The following is a 16389-nucleotide window of genomic DNA, read 5'->3' as shown; positions in this document are numbered from 1 at the left end:
ACGGCTACCACGGCCAAACCGACCGTGAGCGCCATGATGATGCGGGATAGCCGCATTGTTGGTTCCCTCCTACTGAGTACAGCTTGGTGCGGTAACAACATGGGTGGTCCATGGGGTGGCGGTGGGCGTGAGCCACAGCTCGGCCGTGCCGCTGCCCGTCTTGCCGGTCAGCAACGAGACCTGCAGCGTCCGGGTGTCACCGGGTCCTGTCTCGACGTTCACCGTGGCCACCTGGCGGCGGCGCTCGGTCCCGTTGCCCACCGACGTCTCGGCACCGTCGAGGTGGGTGTCGAGCACCGCCCCGCCGGCCGGGCTGTAGACCGAGACCAGGGTCCGAACCGTGTACGGGTCTCCTGCCTGGGCCAGTCCGAGCACCGACTCGGTGAGCCCCGAGGCGGGCGCGGTGGATCGCAACGTCACCCGGAGGTGCAGTTCGCGACGGCCGTCGGCGTGGCAGTCGCCGACGGTGAGGTCGGCGGTCTGCCGGAGGTAGTAGCCGAGCTTCGCGCCACTGCCGTCGTTGAGGAACACGCCGACAGTGGGCACGGTGTCCTGTTCCGGAAGCGTCCCGGCCATCCGGCTCTCGCCGAACACCCGCTGTTCCTCCGGATGGGCACTCCAGAACAGTATCCGACGTTCTTGTATAGAGCGGCTGAAAGCGGACAATAGCCCGTTCGGGTGTGTGTTACGGGCGAAAAGGGTGTCGAACACGGTTGCGGCGGCGGAGGCGAAGAAGGTGTCCTGCTCCTTGGGGGCCATCTTCTGATAGGTGTCGCTGAGCAGGGTCCGCACCGCGTTCTCCGCGCTGAGCGACACGCCGCCCGGCACCCGGACCGGCCCGGCGGCCTGCAACAGGTACGACAGCACCACCGGGTCGACGGCGAGCACCCCGTCCACGGTGTCGCCGCTGTGCCGCCGGTACATCTCCCGATAGAGCGCGGCGGCGGTCGGGAAGTGCGGGCTGAGGTTGACGTCGGCCGGGTACATGCCGGGCAGTTCGCCCCAGAGGGCGCGCTGCTCGGCCGGGATCTTCAACGGCTTGGCGAACATGCCCATGCCACTGCTGGCACCCTGGTCGCCCATCTCGATACGGCCCTTGTTGGCCCGGATCACCGCGTACGCGCCGAACATGCCGCCGGTGGAGCGCAGCTCGGCGGAGTTCTGCGAGACCAGCAGGTACCGCCGGGCGCCGTCCACTCCGAGCAGCGGCGGCAGCAGTCGGGTGGCCTTACCGGCCGCCGAGGTCATGGCGGCCAGCCGGTCGATCTCGCCGCGCAGTTCCTGGAGGGCCTCGCGTACCTGCCCGACCAGCTTGTCGGCGGGCACCACGGACAGTTCGGCGCGGATCCGCTGGACGGTGGCGTCGACCTCGACCAGCTCGTCACCGACGCCCCGAAGCCCGCTCAGGTCCAACCGCCCCTCGCGCGGCACCAGACCGCCGAGGTCGACCCGCAGCAGTGCCGGGAACGCCTGGCGGGCCAGGTCGTCGACGGCGACGGAGATCTGCCGGACGGCCGCGAGGTTGGCGCCCGCGTACGGCGTGTGCTGGGCCGTCCACCAGCCAGGATCGGCGGTGGCCTGACGGGCGGCGCCGGACTGCACCTGCAACGCGGCGAGGGTCCGCTGCGCCCGGTCGGTGTCGCCACCGACCAGGTGCGCGCTCAGCTCACCGGCCAGCCCGGCGGCGTTGACCAGGTGCGCGCGGGCCTGCCAGCCCCGGAACCCTACCCATCCGACGACGCCCGCCAGCAGCGAGCCGACCACCAGCGTGACGAGCAGGGCACGGCGCAGTCGGGCCCGCCGTCGCCGGCGGGACCGGCTGCGGGTACGGCGCGGGCTCTCGCGTTCCGTCACACCACTCTCCACTCCGAAATTCGGACAGAAGCCACCATTGTTCCTAACAGGTAACGATCCTGTTGGTGCTTTAATGACGCTCTTGGGCCATATGTGAGTTTCGGTCGCGACTCGTGTTCCGCCGCGCGTCGCCGGCCGCCGCCCGCAGCAGCGCCTCGATGCGGTCCACCCCGGCCGGCAACGCCATCTCCCGCAGGTACGCCTCACGGCCGCGTCGGCCCATCTCGGCACGCGCCGGTGCAGGGATGTGCGCGGCCAGCCAGAACCGGTCCGCCAGGGTGGCCCAGTCCTCCGGCGGGCAGGAGAGCCCGGCACGGGTGCGTTCGACCAGGGCCGCCGTGTCGCCGCCGGTCGAGGCCACGACCGGCGCACCGCAGGAGAGCGCCGCCTGGAGCTTGTCCGGCACGGCACTGCGCAGCGCCGGCAGATCCCGGGACATGACCAGTTGGTAGTCGGCGGCGGCGTACAGCTCCGGCATGTCCAACGGCGAGCGCCGGTCGACGAACCGGACGTTGTCGGCGCGCAGTTCGGCGGCGAGCCCCCGCACCCGCCGCTCGTCCGCCCCCGAGCCCACCAGGACCAGGTCCACGGTCTTGTCCAGCGCGGCCGCCGCCCGTACCGCGGTCTCCAGACCCTGCCGCGCCCCGATGGTGCCGGCGTGCATCACCACGCACCGGTCGTCACGGCGCACCAGGCGACGCGCGGCCGGACCGGCCGTGGCGGGTTGGAAGATCCGCTCGTCGGTCCAGTTCAGCACCGTCCGGACCTTGGCCGGATCCCCTCCGACCCCGACGACCGCGTCCTGCAACGAGGGCGCGGTCACCGCCACCACGGTGGCAGCCCGGTAGGTAAGGGTCATCGCCGCCCGCACCCGGGCCGCCCATCGCCCGTCGCCGCCGTCCGGCAGGTCCTCGGCCCACACGTCCGGCACGTGCAGCACCAGCGGGACCGGGCCGAGCAGGCGCAGCAGGGCCGCCGTGGCGAACGCGGTGGCCGGCGGCTGGTGCACGTAGAGCACGTCGACCCCGGCGAGGAACCGGCGTCCGACCAGCGCGGCGCTGCCGGCGAAGGAGAGCCAGGAGGCGATCCGGCCGCGCGGCGTGAGGTCACCGGTGCTGTACCGGGGCACCCGCCGCACGGTCAGACCCCGGCTGCGCGTCTCGTGACGCCAGCGCTGGTGCCACCCCGGGTAGACGTGCCCGCCCGGGTAGTCCGGGAAGCCGGTCAGCACCCGTACCTCGTGGCCACGCGCGGTCAGCTCCTCGGCCAGGCTGCCGGGGATGAAGGCCGGTTCCGGCGGGAAGTGGTACGTCAGCAGGCCGATCCGCATCCCGCCACCTCCCTGGCCGGGCGTCCGTCCGGCGCGGCGGCCGGGCACCACGGCGGCCCGGCTGCGTACGATCTCGGCAACCCCTCACCGGACGGTCGCCACCGGCGGTCGTCCCCCGTCGCGGCGCTGCCGCCGGCGGCCACGTCGTCGAAGGGGTCACCCATGCTCACCGGGGTGCTGTTCGTCTGCCACGCCAACCTGTGCCGGTCGCCGATGGCCGAGTACACCGCGCGTCGCCTGCTCGCCGGGCGCCCGCTGACCGTCGCGAGCGCCGGCACCGACGCCGTCGAGGGCCTGGAGATGCACCCACACGCCGCCGAGATCGCCGCCGAGGCCGGCGCGGATCCGGCGGCGTTCCGCAGTCGGCGGCTCACCTCGGCGCACCTGACCGAGGCGGTGCTGGTGCTGACCGCCACCCGGCGCCAGCGCAGCATCTGCACCTCGCTGGCGCCGGCGGCGCTGCACCGGACGTTCACGTTGCGCCAGTTCGGCCGGCTCGCCGCGGCGGCCGAGCCCGCGACGGACGAGCCGGACGACTCGCTGGAGGCCGCGGTGGCCGCCGCCGCCCTGGCCCGGGGACGGCTGCAACCCGCCCCGGCCGACGCCGACAACCTGCGCGACCCGGTCGCCGGTACGCCCGCCGACTTCCGCGCCTGCGCGGAGGAGATCGAGCGGTCGCTGCGCCCCCTGGCGGCGCTCATCGGGGCAGCCGGGTGAGTTCCTGGGTGTGATCGGGCAGGTCGGCCACCGGCTTACGCTCGGCGTGCCGACCGGCACCGGCCCGCTCGCCCGTCGCGGTCGTGGTCTCCGGTGTCTCGGCGACCACCCGGTACGCCTCGTACTGGTATGCCTCCGCCTTGGGCACCCGGGCCATGTTCAGCACGCAGCCGAGCAGCCGTACCGAGACCGAGTGCAGCGCCCGCGCCGCGGCGGCCACCTGCGCCCGTGAGGTACGCCCCTGCTGGGTGACCAGCAATGCGCCGTCGGCCTGCACCGCGACCACCACACCGTCGGTGACCGCCAGCAGCGGCGCGGTGTCGATGACGACGATGTCGGCGGACTCACGCAGGGCGATCAGCAGGTCGGACATGGCCTTGGAGCCGAGCAGCTCGCTCGGGTTCGGCGGGGCCGAGCCGCTGGGCAGCACCAGCAGGGACTTGTCGCCCCAGCGCTGGACCACGTCGCCGACCTGCACGTCGCCGACGAGCACGTCGGTCAGCCCGACGCCGGAGTCGATGCCGAGGTAGTCGCCGACCTTCGGCCGGCGCAGGTCGGCGTCGACCAGCAGGACCCGCCAGCCCGCCTCGGCCAGGGCGATGGCCAGGTTGCACGACATGGTGGTCTTGCCCTCGCCCTGCAACGCGCTGGTGACGGCGATGACCCGGGCGGGTTCGTGCACGTCGACGAAGCGCAGGTTGGTGCGGAGCTTGCGGACCGCCTCGGCCCGCGCGGAGGTGGCGGCGTCGCCGACGATCAGCGGGGCGGTGCGGGCGCTGGTGTCGATCGGGATCTCGCCGAGCAGCGGGCTGCCGGTGACCCGTTGCAGACCGGCGGCGTCCCGCAGGCGTACGTCGGCCATGCCGCGCAGGATCGCCAGGGCCACACCGGCCAGCAGGCCGATCAGGGTGCCGATGGCGGTGTTGCGCAGTGGCTGCGGCGAGACCGGGGTGGGGGTGACCCGGGGGCCGCTGACCACTTCGATCTTGATGGGTCCGGCACTGCCGTCCGGCCGGGCCTCGACCTTCTGCACGAGTTCGACGAACTTCGCCGAGAGCGCCTCGGTCACGCGCAGCGCGCGGGTCTGGTCGGTGTCGGTCACCGACGCCCGCAGCAGGACGGTGCCGGTCTCGGTCGAGGTGCTGACCCGCTGCTGGACCTCCTCGGCGGTCAGCCCGAGCTGGTTGTCCGCGACCGCCGCCTGCGCCAGCCGGTCGCTGGTCAGCAACTCGGCATAGGACTTGACGCGCTGTTGCAGGAAGAGACCACCCTGGTAGGCGTCGGTGACGCCCTGGCTCGGGGTGGTGACGAAGAAGGTGACCGAGGCGACGTAGCGAGGCTGCGCCCGAACGGTGACCAGAGCGGTCAGCCCGAGGGCCACCACGAGGGTGACCAGGACGATCCACCAGCGCTGGCGTACGAGACGCAGTTGGCGGTACAGGTCCATCAGGCGCGCCTCCGTACCGGGCCGGTAACGCCAAAGAAACTCACGAAAACCCCCAAGGTCTCTTCAATCTCGTGAACCATTAAAGCCGCTCATAAGCGTTATGTCCGGAGTTAGGGGTTTTCCTCGGTCGAGGACCGCGCCCGCAATGCCCAACCGGACCGACCGTCCGTCGGAATCGCCTCTCCACCGGGAAAAATGCGATTTCTCCGTCGGGCCGCATAAGAGCTGAGGGGTCCGCCCCGGTGGTCAGCCTTCGGACGGCCGGCCGACCCGTTCGGCCGGGCGCGCCGACCAGCGGAAGTTCTCCGTCAACGCGCTGCTGAGCATCCGCCGCAGCAGCACGATCACCACGACGGCGGCGAGTTCCCGCCAGGTCTGCTCCCCGGTCAACCGCAGCAGACCGGCGGCGACGAGCATGTCCAGCAGTACCCGCAGCGCGGTCGACCGGGACCCGGTGGTGACCAGCACGACCCCGGCACCGAGTACGCCGAGCGCCGCGACGACCGTCGCCAACGCCTGGATCACGAGGCCCGCCCCGGCCGACCGACCTGCTCCTGCTCGTGCTCGATCTCCCGGCCGAGCACGTGGTTCAGCACGGTCCGGATGGCGGCGATCGCGGCGAGCTGGCCGATCTGGGTGAAGGTCGGCGACAGCGCGGTCCGCAGGATGTCCGCCGCCAACTGGAACTCCAGCCCGAGCACCAGGAACCGGCCGAGGGTCAGCCGGATCCGAGTGAACACGGTGGCGTCGCGGTAGCGGATCCCGTCGACCACGAACCGCAGCGCGGCCCAGGCCGCCCCGATGACGATCACCGCCGCGCCGACCAGCTCCACCCCGATCACCAGCATGTGGTGACCGCGTTCCAGGAGCACGTCGACGTTCACGCGGGCGACTACCCGGCGAGACTCCGGGTAGTCGCCCGCCGGATCAGGTCAGCTCCGCGACCGCCTCCACGAGCAGCCAGATGCCGCTGATCGCGAACAGGGCGGCGGCACCGTACTTGATGGTCCGCTCCGGCAGCTTGCGGCCGAGCAGCCGGCCGACGACGATGGCGAGCGCGTCGGCGGCGACCATGCCGATGGTCGAGCCGATCCAGGTGCCGAACCAGCCGTACTGGGTGGCCAACGTGATCGTGGCGAGCATGGTCTTGTCGCCCAGCTCGGCGAGGAAGAACGCGACGCCGACGGCGAAGACGGCCGACTTGCCGCCCTTGGCCGCCTTACGCTTCTCCTCCTCGGTGAGCGTGTCCCCGCGCAGGGTCCAGAGACCGAAACCGATGAAGGCCAGACCCGCCAGGAGCGAGATCCAGCCGGTGGGCAGGGCGGCACCCAGCCCGACACCGATCGCCACCGAGGCCAGGTGCACCACGGCGGTGGCGACGGTGATGCCGATCAGGATCGGCACGGTGCGGTATCTGGTGGCGAATGCCAGGGCCATGAGCTGGGACTTGTCTCCCAGCTCGGCAACGAAAATCACGCCGAAGCTGACCGCCAGCGCGACGAGGAACCCCTCCATGACGTCCTTCCGGATCAGGCCGGGAGGAGGATACGGGGTGCCCTCGACCCGGCTGTTAAGCCTGGGTCGAAGGTCTCGCCCGCCCCGTCATGACGAGGCCGCGTGGCCGGATGCGGAACGCACCAGTATGTCGACCACGGCGTTGCGGGCTACTCCCCTTCGCTGCGGCTCAGCCTAGCCGATCGTCGGCCGGCCGGGCCGCCGGGTCACCCGGCACACCCCCATGAGTGCGCTTGCCGGCCTCTCAGTCGGCGCGGGCCAGGGTCACGCCGAACAGGTCGTCGGGGTCGGTCCAGAAGCGCTCGGCGTGGAACCCGGCCGAGGCAAGCTCCTCGGCGATCCCCTCCGGGCGGAACTTCGCCGACACCTCGGTCCGCAGTTCCTCCCCCTCGGCGAAGGCGACGTCCAGGTCGAGTACGCGTACCCGGACCGGCCGCTGCGCCCGCAGCCGCATCTCGATCCACTCCTGCTCCGGGTCCCAGAGCGCGACGTGGGCGAAGTCCGCCGGGTCGAAGTCGGCGTCCAGTTCGCGGTTGAGCACCCGCAGCACGTTGCGGTTGAACTCCGCGGTCACCCCCGCCGCGTCGTCGTACGCGGGCACGATCACCGCCGGGTCCTTCACCAGGTCGGTACCGACCAGCAGCCAGTCCCCCACCTCCAGCGCGGCCCGCATCCGGGCGAGGAAGTCGGCCCGCTCTGCCGGCAGCAGGTTGCCGACGGTGCCGCCGAGGAAGATCACCAGTCGCCGGCCCCCGGCGGGCAGCCGGTCCAGGTGCCGGGTGAAGTCCCCGACGATGCCGCGTACCCGCAGCCCGGGGTAGTCGGTGGCGAGTGCGGCGGTGGACGCGGCGAGCGCGCTGGCCGACACGTCCAGGGGCACGAACGTGCCCAGACCGCGTCGCCGGGTGAAGGCGTCCAGCAGCAGCCGGGTCTTCTCCGAGGACCCCGACCCGAGCTCGATGAGCGTCTTCGCGCCGGTCAGCTCCGCGATCTCGGTCGCGTGCGCGGCCAGCACGGCGCGTTCGGCCCGGGTCGGGTAGTACTCCGGCAGCCGGGTGATCTCCTCGAAGAGTTCACTGCCCCGCGCGTCGTAGAACCACTTCGGCGGCAGCCACTTCGGCTCGGCGGTCAGCCCGACCCGGACGTCGTGCCGGAGGCTGCGGCCGATGTCCCGGTCGTCGAGGTGGATCTCCAGCGGCTCGGTGCTCATCCGTCTTCCCTTCCGTGGAGCGGTCGGTGGTGGTTCTCGGGCCGGGTCAGGGGGCGCAGGTGCATCCCGGTGGCGGTGGCGGTGACCAGGTGGTCGTCCGGCACCTCCCGCCAGGCCGGGTCGTCGTCGTGCGGTTCCGAGGACAGCAGCACCGAGTCCGGCGTGGTGCGGACCGACAGGGCGTGCCCGGCCACGCTGGCGACCACCGTGCGGCCGTCGGTGAGCAGCAGGTTGAGCCGCGATCCCGGGGCCGCCGCGGCGACCGAGGTGACCGTCTCGGCGACCGCCTGCCCGGGCGGCAGGCCGGCGCGCAGCCGGTGCCGGACCAGCGCCCACAGCAGCGCCGAGTCGGTGGTGGCGTCGAGGGTGAGCAGGTCGCGGACGGGCAGGGTGGCGGCCAGCGGCACCACCGTGTCCGGCCAGCCACGCACCACGCCGTTGTGACTGAACAGCCACCGGCCCTCGGCGAAGGGCGCGGCGGCGGCATCCACCACCGCCATGCCGACCGTGGCCGAGCGCACTGCGGCCAGCACCGCGCCGGTCGAGGTGGCCGCCGCCAGGTCGGCGATGGTCGGGTCGCTCCAGATCGGCTGCGCCCGCCGGTACCGCACCGGGTCGCCGCCGGTCGGCGGGTACCAGCCGACGCCGAACCCGTCCGCGTTGATCGTCCCGCCGCCCCGCATGTCGCGAGGCGCCCAGGACTGGCGTACCAGCGAGTGCGGCGGGTCGAACAGCAGCTCCCGCAGGGTCAGCGGCGGCCCGAGGTAGGCCAGGTGGCGGCACATCAGGCCACCCCGGGCACGACCGTCACCGGTCGGCCTCCTCGGGTCGGGCGTCGCGGGCGCAGCGGAAGCCGCTGAAGATCTGCCGACGGATCGGGTAGTCCCAGTTACGGAAGGTGCCCCGACAGGCGGCCCGGTCGGTGCCGAACGACCCGCCGCGCAGCACCTGGTAGTCGTCGCCGAAGAAGACCTCGGAGTACTCCCGGTACGGGAAGGCGGCGAAGCCGGGATAGCCGCGCAACGGCGTCGACACCCACTCCCACACGTCGCCGACGAGCTGGTGCACGCCGAGCGGCGACGCCCCGGCCGGGTACGCGCCGACCGGCGCCGGCCAGAGGTGTCGCTGGCCCAGGTTGGCGTGTGCCGAGGTGGGGTCGTCGTCGCCCCACGGGTAACGGCGGGACCGACCGGTGGCCGGGTCCCACCGGGCCGCCTTCTCCCATTCCGCCTCGGTGGGCAGCCGCTTCCCGGCCCAGGCGGCGTACGCCCGCGCCTCGTGGAAGCAGACGTGCACCACCGGCTCGTCGTCGCGGACCCGGTCCCACCGGCCGAACCGCCGGTACGCCCAGCCGTCGCCGTCACGCCGCCAGTGCATCGGCGCGCCCAGTCCGGCCTCCTGCCGGTGCCGCCAGCCCGCCTCGCTCCACCAGCGCGGGTCGTCGTACCCGCCGTCGGCGATGAACTCGCGGTACGCCCCGTTGGTCACCGGGGCGGCGTCGATGACGTACGCGGGCAGCTCCACCCGGTGGGCCGGACGTTCGTTGTCCAGCGCCCACGGGTCGGTGTCGGTGCCCATGGTGAACGGGCCGGCCGGCACCAGCACCTCCCCGGCCACCCGGGCGGTCGGTTCCGGCGGCGGCGGCGCGTGCAGCACCACGGGACCGGAGCGCAGTTGGTGGGTGGCGAGCATCGTCTCGTCGTGCTGCTGCTCGTGCTGCACGATCATCCCGAACGCGAACCCGTCGGTGACCAGTCGACGCTCCTCGAAGGAGACGGTGTCGAGCAGGTCGTACACCTTCTCGCGGACGGTCGACACGTATGCCCGGGCCTCGGTCGGCGGCAGCAACGGCAGCGACGGGCGGTCCTTGCGGGGCTGCTTGAAGGCGTCGTAGAGCTCGTCGATGTCGCACCGGACCGGTTCGCGTCCGCCGACGTCCCGGACCAGCCAGAGTTCCTCCTGGTTGCCGATGTGGGCGAAATCCCAGACCAGCGGGGACATCAGCGGCGAGTGCTGGCGGGTCAGGTCGCCGTCGTCGACCGCCTCGGTCAGCCCGACGGTGCGGGCCCGGGTGCGGTCCAGCTCCGAGGCGATCCGGGCGCGCAGCTCCTCCGCGCCGAGGCCGGTGGTGGTGTCGGTCATCGCTGCCTCCTCCGGGCGGCGTCGCGCCGTCGTCGTATTCCCTGGTCGATCTCGTCGTGCAGGGCACCCGGCAGGTCGAGCCGGGGCAACGCCGTCAGGGCCAGGTCGAGCAGGCCCACGGCGACGGCGGCCAGGCACGGGTCGTGCAGTCCGTGCCGGGCGGCGATGAGCCAGCGGTCGGCCACCGGGGTGGCCAGCGCCATCGCAGTCTCGGTGGTGTCGGTGGCGCCGAGCAGGGCGGCGAGCACCGCCAGCGGCAGCGTCCAGTCGCGCCCGGGTTGGGCGTCGACGTAACGCAGTTCCAGATAGCCACGGGGCCGTACCGGCGGGAACAGCGTGCTGACGTGGTATTCCAGGTCGTCGGTGGTGGGCGGGCGGGGCAACGCCCCGTCGACCCAGTCGGCGAACGTCACGTCCGGTGGCGGGGTCCAGTCGCCGCTGTCGTCCCGTACGCAGAGCAGCGGGGCGGCCAGCGCGTACCGGACCCAGGCGGCGACCGGGTCGACACCGGCCACGTCGGGCGTCCAGACCGGCGCGGTGCGGGCCGGGTCGATGCGCGCCCAGGCGCCCATCCGGGCCGACGCCCACCCGGTGTTCCGGCCGGCGTGCCGGTCGGCGGTGGCGAAGGCGGCCAGCAGCGGTGGCCCGACCGCGTGCACCAGCGCCCAGCGGGCGGCGACCTGCTCGGGCCGACCCGCGTCAAGGCAGACCTGCAGGCCGGCGGTGCTGTACATCATCGTCCGGCCGTCCGGTCCGTGCCGGTCGAAGACCCGGCGCATGGCCCGGTAGCGGGGTGTGTCGATCACCGGTCGCGGTGGCCGGTACGCGTCGATGCCGGCGCGGCCCAGGCGCAGGCCGGCGGCGTCGAGCAGGCGGGTGACCTGGTCGATGTCGGACTGGGTGGCGTCGATCAGAGCGGTGACGGAGGCTTGCGGCGGGGTGGAGATCTCCACCTGCCCGCCGGGCTCGACGGTCACCGTGCCGCCCCGCAGCAGTCTGCGGGCGGGGCTGGTCCGATCCAACGTGATGGGGCTGTAGGGCCCCAGTGCCGCTCTCAGCCGGGCGGCGTCGACGGGACGTGTGGGGTCGACGGCCTCGTGGACCGTCCATTCGAGCTCGACGCCGGTGTAGGTCGGTGGGCCGGTCTTGAAGCAGATCCGGGCGAGATGTCGGGCGGCTGCGGCACGGTCCCGCAGCACGGGGATGTGATCGACGTCTGGTGAGGTGACCACGCAACGGCTCCCTTGTCCGATGCCGGCTCGGTAATCGTCACCGTAACGCGTCGCAGTGACATCTTCACGCTGTCGGCGCTTCCGTCGAACCGAATTCACGTTCCCGTCGCAATCGGTGCGCGGGTCGCCGGTCGCCCCCGCCGCTATCCGGTGGCGGGTGTGTCGTCCGGGTCGGTGCCGTGCTTGGCCAGCCAGTCCGGGTCGACCTCGGCGAGCAGCGCCCGGCAGTACGCCGCCACGTTCTCGGCACCGCCGGCCGCGTCCCGCAGATCGGCGAAACCGGGGCTGTCCATCGCCTTCTCCCGCTGCCGCTCGGACTTCGACAGGTACGACCGGCAGTGGCCGGTGTGGCCGGAGTCGAGCGGTCCGCCGTACGCCGACGCCTCGGGGGTGCCCGTCTCGGACGGGCTGGGCGAGCCGGTGGGCGACGCGGTGGGTGAGGGCGACACGGAGGTGGACGTACTCCCGGTCGGGTCGGCGGTGGTGTCCGGCCGGGTCTCGGACGGGGTCGGGGTGGCAGGCGCGGAGGTCTCGGCCGGGGCGGAGGTGGCCGGGGGCACCGGCGGCGGCTCCGGGCGGTCGAGGTTGACCGCGGCGAGGGCGGCCCCGGCGGTGGCGGTCGCCGCGACACCGGCGATCCAGGCCACCGCACCGGCGGTGAGGCGACGACGGCGCGGCCGGACCGACCGCGACGGGACCGGCGCAGCCCCCTGCCGGGCGGCCCGGAACGCGGCGAGAGCGGCCTGCTCCCCGGCGAGTTCGTGGTCGCGCGGCGGGGCGGCGGCGGCCCGCAGCAGCCCGGCGAGCGGATCGTCCGGCCCGGACGCCGAGGGTGGGGCGGCGGTGTCGAGCAGCCGGTCGGACTCGGCCCGGGAGACGGCCGTGCCCGACCGACGCCACCTCATCCACAGTCCTTCCACGTCAGCCGTCCACCGGCTCGGCGTGCGGCGCCTGCGCGGGGCCGGTACGCGGACGCGGCGGGACGTCGCCCTGGACGGCCTGCCGGTCCAGCATCAGCGCCAACCGCCGCAGTCCCCGGTGCGCGGCGGTACGGACCGCTCCGGCGCGGCGACCCAGCACGCGTCCGGCGGTCGCGGCGTCGAGGCCGACGACCGCACGCAGCAGGACCGCCTCGGCCTCGCGGGGTGGCAGGCTGGCGATCATGGCGAGGGCGGCCTCCGTGCCGATGGTCTCCCCGGCGCGTTCGGCGGTGTCGGCGTCACCGGCCAACTCGCTGAGTTCCTGCACCGGCACCGGGAGTGCCGGTCGACGGCGCTGCCGCCGCAGGTGGTCCATGGCCCGGTTGCGGGCGATGGTGACGACCCAGGCACGGAACTCTCCACCCGTGAAGTTGGGCAGGTCGCGGGCGACCTGCAACCACGTCTCCGAGGCGACGTCCTCGGCGTCCGCGCCGACCAGCGCGGTCAGGTACCGCAACAGCCCCGGCTGCAGGCTGCGATAGAGGAAGCGGAAGGCTTCCTCGTCCCCACTCTTGGCCGCCTCGACCGCCTGGCTCAGTTCACCGGTCATGGCACTGCCGCTTCCGTCCACCGGTTCTCTCGCGGGACGTGGGCCGGGCGGACGATCCGGTGCCGGCCCGGTCCACGACCCGGACCTCTTCCCGCACCCCGCCCCCGTGACCTGTTCGCCTACGGACCGCCCTGGCCCGGAAGCGGATTTTTCCCGACAGCGTCGCGATCCACAACCACACCGGCGGAACTTTCACGAGCTCTCCGGATCGGGCTGACGTTAGAGCGTCCGCCCAGGTCGGACAAGCTACTGGAGGCCGGTCGACACAGTGACAATTCTCAACCGGCCCGGACGGTGTTTCGCCGTAACGAACCGCGGTCCGCCGACGCTACCTTCGGCGGGCCCGGCCGCCTGACCTCGACGGGTCGGCGGGCCACTCACACGCCGTGACTCACGGTACACGTCACATCACGACACGCCCCGTGTCGGACACGGTCGGCGGTAAGATGCGTCGCCATGCCGGCGCGCCTCTCGGCCCCCCAGTGGGTACGGTGGTGCCGTGTTGTCTTCGGAGGTCGTACTCAGCGGTCGGTACCGCCTGGACGAACGCGTCGCCACCGGCGGCATGGGTGACGTCTGGCGCGCGTCCGACCTGATCCTCGGCCGGCAGGTCGCGGTGAAGGTGCTGCTGCCCTCGCTGGTCTCCGACCCCGACTTCATCGCCCGTTTCCGCGCCGAGGCCCGGATCATGGCGGCGCTGCGCCACCCCGGCATCGTCCAGGTCTACGACTGCGGCGAGGACGACCTGCCCGACGGCGGCCGGGCCGACTACCTGGTCATGGAGTACGTCACCGGCCAGCCGCTGTCCAAGCGGATCGAGGCCGAGGGTCGCCTGGACGTGGGTCTGGCGATGTCGGTGGTGGCGCAGGCCGCGCAGGCGCTGCACGCCGCACACCTCGGCGGCATCGTGCACCGCGACGTGAAGCCGAGCAACCTGCTGGTGCAGGAGGACGGCACGGTCGTCCTGGTCGACTTCGGGGTGGCCCGGTCCGCCAACGTGACCAGCATCACCAGCACCAACGCGGTGCCCGGCACCGCGCTCTACATGGCGCCCGAACAGGCCGCCGGACGCCCGGTCTCCGGCGCGACCGACCTGTACGCGCTCGGCGCCGTCGCCTACTGCTGCCTGACCGGCAGCCCGCCGTTCACCGGGGACAACCCGCTCCAGGTCGCCGTCCGGCACCTCGACGACCCGCCGCCGGACCTGCCGCCCGACATCCCAGAGGCGGTACGCGTCCTGGTCGCCCGCGCGCTCGCCAAGGACCCGGCCGACCGGTTCAGCAGCGGCGCGGCGATGGCCGAGGCGGCACGGGCCGCGGTCTCCGACGGGTCACTGCCGACCGCGCTGGTCCCGGCTGCCGCCGGGGCACTGCGCGAGGCCGGCCCGGACACCCGCACGGACGTCCCGGCGGGCGGTGCCGCCCCGGCCGGTCGGCGTCGACGCGGCGCACTGGTCGGCGCGCTCACCGCCGTACTGGTCGGCTTCGTGGCCCTCGGCGCCGCGCTCGGCGCGACCAGCGAGGCCGACACCCCGGCGGTGAAGTTGCCGACCAGTTCGCCGAGCCCCGACGCCACCGGGCCCGCCGAGACGTCGGCGAGCACCGAGGAGAGCAGCCCGGCCCGGGTTCCGCCGCTGCGCCCGGCCGGTTCCACGGCCAGCCCGACCGAGTCGCCGTCGGCGCAGCCGAGCAGCCCGCAGCCCAGCGAGCCGAGCGGGTCCGCGTCGCCGACGCCCAGCGCGACCAGCCCCGAGCCGACCACGCCCAGCCCCACGCCGTCGCAGACGCCCGGCAGCACGCCGACCACCACCACGGCACCGCCGCCGGTCGACCCGCCGGACAACGGCGAGGCGAGCTGAGTCCCACCAGCCCCTATATCACCGAAACGGACGTACGGGGTCACACTCCGCTCTAGGCTCCTGACCAGCAGGTATTTTCTACCGGTCAGGAGCTCGGGTGAGCCTGGAGAAGTTGGTCGTCATCGGGCAGGGGTACGTCGGCCTGCCGCTGGCCATGCGCGCCGTCGAAGCCGGCCTGGACGTGGTGGGTCTCGACGTCGACACCGACCGGGTCAAGCGGCTCGCCTCGGGTGAGTCGTTCGTGGCGGACATCCCCGCCGACCGGCTCGGCCGGGCCCTGTCCAGCGGCCGGTACCGGCCCAGCAGCGAGTACGCCGACGCGCGCGACTTCGACATCTGCGTCATCACGGTGCCCACTCCCCTGCGGGACGGCACCCCGGATCTGAGCTACGTGGAGCAGGCCGGCAGCGGCATCGCACCGTACCTGCGGCCCGGCTGCACGGTGATCCTCGAGTCCACCACCTACCCGGGCACCACCGAGGAGCTGCTGCGTCCGCTCCTGGAGTCGGTCAGCGGGCTGCGCAGCCCCGGCGACTACCACCTCGGGTACAGCCCGGAGCGGATCGACCCGGGTAACCCGAGCTGGCGGCTGGAGAACACGCCGAAGGTGGTCTCCGGGGTCGACGAGGTGTCCCTGGCCCGGGTCGACGAGTTCTACCGACGGCTGGTGGAGCGGACCGTCCCGGTCGACTCGACCCGGGTGGCCGAGTTGACCAAGCTGATCGAGAACACCTTCCGCCAGGTCAACATCGCCCTGGTCAACGAGCTGACGATGCTGTCGCACCAGCTCGACATCGACGTCTGGCAGGCCATCGACGCGGCCGAGACCAAGCCGTTCGGTTTCATGCCGTTCCGGCCCGGCCCCGGCGTGGGCGGGCACTGCCTGCCGATCGACCCGTGCTATCTGTCCTGGCAGGTCAAGCGACGCCTGGGCCGGCAGTTCCGGTTCATCGAGCTGGCCAACGACATCAACCACGAGATGCCCGAGCACGTGGCGCAGCGGGTGATGGCGGGGCTGAACCGCTCCGGCCGGGCGGTCAGCGGCGCGCGGCTGCTGCTGCTCGGGCTGGCGTACAAGCGCAACACCGGCGACATGCGCGACTCCCCGGCGGTGGACGTGGCCCGCCGGCTGCGGGACCTCGGTGCCGAGGTCCGCGCGGTCGAGCCGTACGCCGAGGCGCACCACCTGCCCGACGGGGTGCTGATCGTGGACCTGACCGAACGCGAGCTGCGCGAGGCCGACGGTGTGGTGGTGGTGACCGACCACGACGCGTTCGACTACGACCTGGTGGCCCGTCAGTCCCGCTACGTCTTCGACACCCGCAACCGCTGCACCGGCCCCACCGTCGAACGCCTCTGACCGCCCGCTTCATCACCGGGGCGATCCGCAGGCGGTGGAGCAGTTCGCCGGACACCATCGTGGCGGTCTAGCTGTTCCCGCGTCGGCGTGTCGAGCAGCCACACTGCCACGATCAGCGCTGTCAGGGTCCGGCGAACAGAGACGACCGAGGTGGTGTGGCCCTGCCGTGCCCCGGGCACGGATCAAACCAGACC

General features: G+C 72.9%; 15 protein-coding genes. 3 read left to right on the top strand and 12 right to left on the bottom strand.

Features of this window, described 5'->3' with window-relative positions; genetic code table 11:
• Positions 1–69: 69 nt before the first annotated feature.
• Together ACZ31C_RS29520 and ACZ31C_RS29515 are read right to left on the bottom strand one after the other, a co-directional pair.
• Positions 70–1854 (bottom strand): DUF4012 domain-containing protein, encoded by a 1785-nt coding sequence (locus ACZ31C_RS29520; protein WP_465798068.1) that lies wholly within the window; start codon positions 1852–1854, stop codon positions 70–72.
• Between the two features lie 70 nt (positions 1855–1924).
• Entirely contained in the window at positions 1925–3184 is a 1260-nt protein-coding gene (locus ACZ31C_RS29515) for a glycosyltransferase family 4 protein (protein WP_465798067.1), read from the bottom strand.
• A 162-nt stretch (positions 3185–3346) separates the two neighbouring features.
• Here ACZ31C_RS29515 and ACZ31C_RS29510 point away from each other — a divergent pair, with 162 nt between their 5' ends.
• Positions 3347–3901: an arsenate reductase/protein-tyrosine-phosphatase family protein gene (locus ACZ31C_RS29510; protein ID WP_465798066.1), complete on the top strand. Its 555-nt coding sequence runs from the start codon at positions 3347–3349 to the stop codon at positions 3899–3901.
• Here ACZ31C_RS29510 and ACZ31C_RS29505 read toward each other — a convergent pair.
• From ACZ31C_RS29505 to ACZ31C_RS29460, 10 genes are all read right to left on the bottom strand, one after another.
• Complete coding sequence (locus ACZ31C_RS29505) at positions 3882–5348, bottom strand: tyrosine-protein kinase domain-containing protein (RefSeq protein WP_449952672.1); 1467 nt, start codon at positions 5346–5348, stop codon at positions 3882–3884. The genes ACZ31C_RS29510 and ACZ31C_RS29505 overlap by 20 nt on opposite strands.
• A gap of 246 nt (positions 5349–5594) precedes the next feature.
• Entirely contained in the window at positions 5595–5873 is a 279-nt protein-coding gene (locus tag ACZ31C_RS29500) for a hypothetical protein (protein ID WP_465798065.1), read from the bottom strand.
• Positions 5870–6196, bottom strand: coding sequence for a DUF1622 domain-containing protein (locus ACZ31C_RS29495; protein ID WP_465798124.1), 327 nt, complete (start codon positions 6194–6196; stop codon positions 5870–5872). The genes ACZ31C_RS29500 and ACZ31C_RS29495 overlap by 4 nt, the downstream gene beginning before the upstream one ends.
• A 79-nt stretch (positions 6197–6275) precedes the next feature.
• On the bottom strand, positions 6276–6863 hold the full coding sequence (locus ACZ31C_RS29490) for a TMEM165/GDT1 family protein (RefSeq protein WP_350697298.1): 588 nt from the start codon (positions 6861–6863) through the stop codon (positions 6276–6278).
• Positions 6864–7107: 244 nt separating this feature from the next.
• Positions 7108–8073, bottom strand: coding sequence for an L-histidine N(alpha)-methyltransferase (gene egtD / locus ACZ31C_RS29485; protein WP_465798064.1), 966 nt, complete (start codon positions 8071–8073; stop codon positions 7108–7110).
• Complete coding sequence (gene egtC / locus ACZ31C_RS29480; protein WP_465798063.1) at positions 8070–8858, bottom strand: ergothioneine biosynthesis protein EgtC; 789 nt, start codon at positions 8856–8858, stop codon at positions 8070–8072. The genes egtD and egtC overlap by 4 nt, the downstream gene beginning before the upstream one ends.
• Before the next feature lie 22 nt (positions 8859–8880).
• Positions 8881–10215, bottom strand: a complete 1335-nt coding sequence (gene egtB / locus ACZ31C_RS29475) for an ergothioneine biosynthesis protein EgtB (protein WP_465798062.1) — start codon at positions 10213–10215, stop codon at positions 8881–8883.
• Positions 10212–11447 carry an ergothioneine biosynthesis glutamate--cysteine ligase EgtA gene (gene egtA / locus ACZ31C_RS29470; protein WP_465798061.1) on the bottom strand — a complete coding sequence of 412 codons (1236 nt, stop codon included), beginning with the start codon at positions 11445–11447 and terminating at the stop codon, positions 10212–10214. Before egtA ends, egtB begins: the two co-directional genes overlap by 4 nt.
• 143 nt (positions 11448–11590) lie before the next feature.
• Complete coding sequence (locus ACZ31C_RS29465; RefSeq protein WP_465798060.1) at positions 11591–12352, bottom strand: hypothetical protein; 762 nt, start codon at positions 12350–12352, stop codon at positions 11591–11593.
• A gap of 16 nt (positions 12353–12368) precedes the next feature.
• Positions 12369–12977, bottom strand: coding sequence for an RNA polymerase sigma factor (locus tag ACZ31C_RS29460; RefSeq protein ID WP_465798059.1), 609 nt, complete (start codon positions 12975–12977; stop codon positions 12369–12371).
• Positions 12978–13476: 499 nt separating this feature from the next.
• On the opposite strand from ACZ31C_RS29460, the gene ACZ31C_RS29455 reads away from it, so the two are divergent.
• Complete coding sequence (locus ACZ31C_RS29455; protein ID WP_465798058.1) at positions 13477–14835, top strand: serine/threonine-protein kinase; 1359 nt, start codon at positions 13477–13479, stop codon at positions 14833–14835.
• A 97-nt stretch (positions 14836–14932) separates the two neighbouring features.
• On the top strand, positions 14933–16195 hold the full coding sequence (locus ACZ31C_RS29450; RefSeq protein WP_465798057.1) for a nucleotide sugar dehydrogenase: 1263 nt from the start codon (positions 14933–14935) through the stop codon (positions 16193–16195).
• Positions 16196–16389 lie beyond the last annotated feature (194 nt).

Source organism: Micromonospora sp. NPDC023869, assembly GCF_055559695.1.
This window is presented reverse-complemented; position numbering and strand designations above follow the sequence as displayed.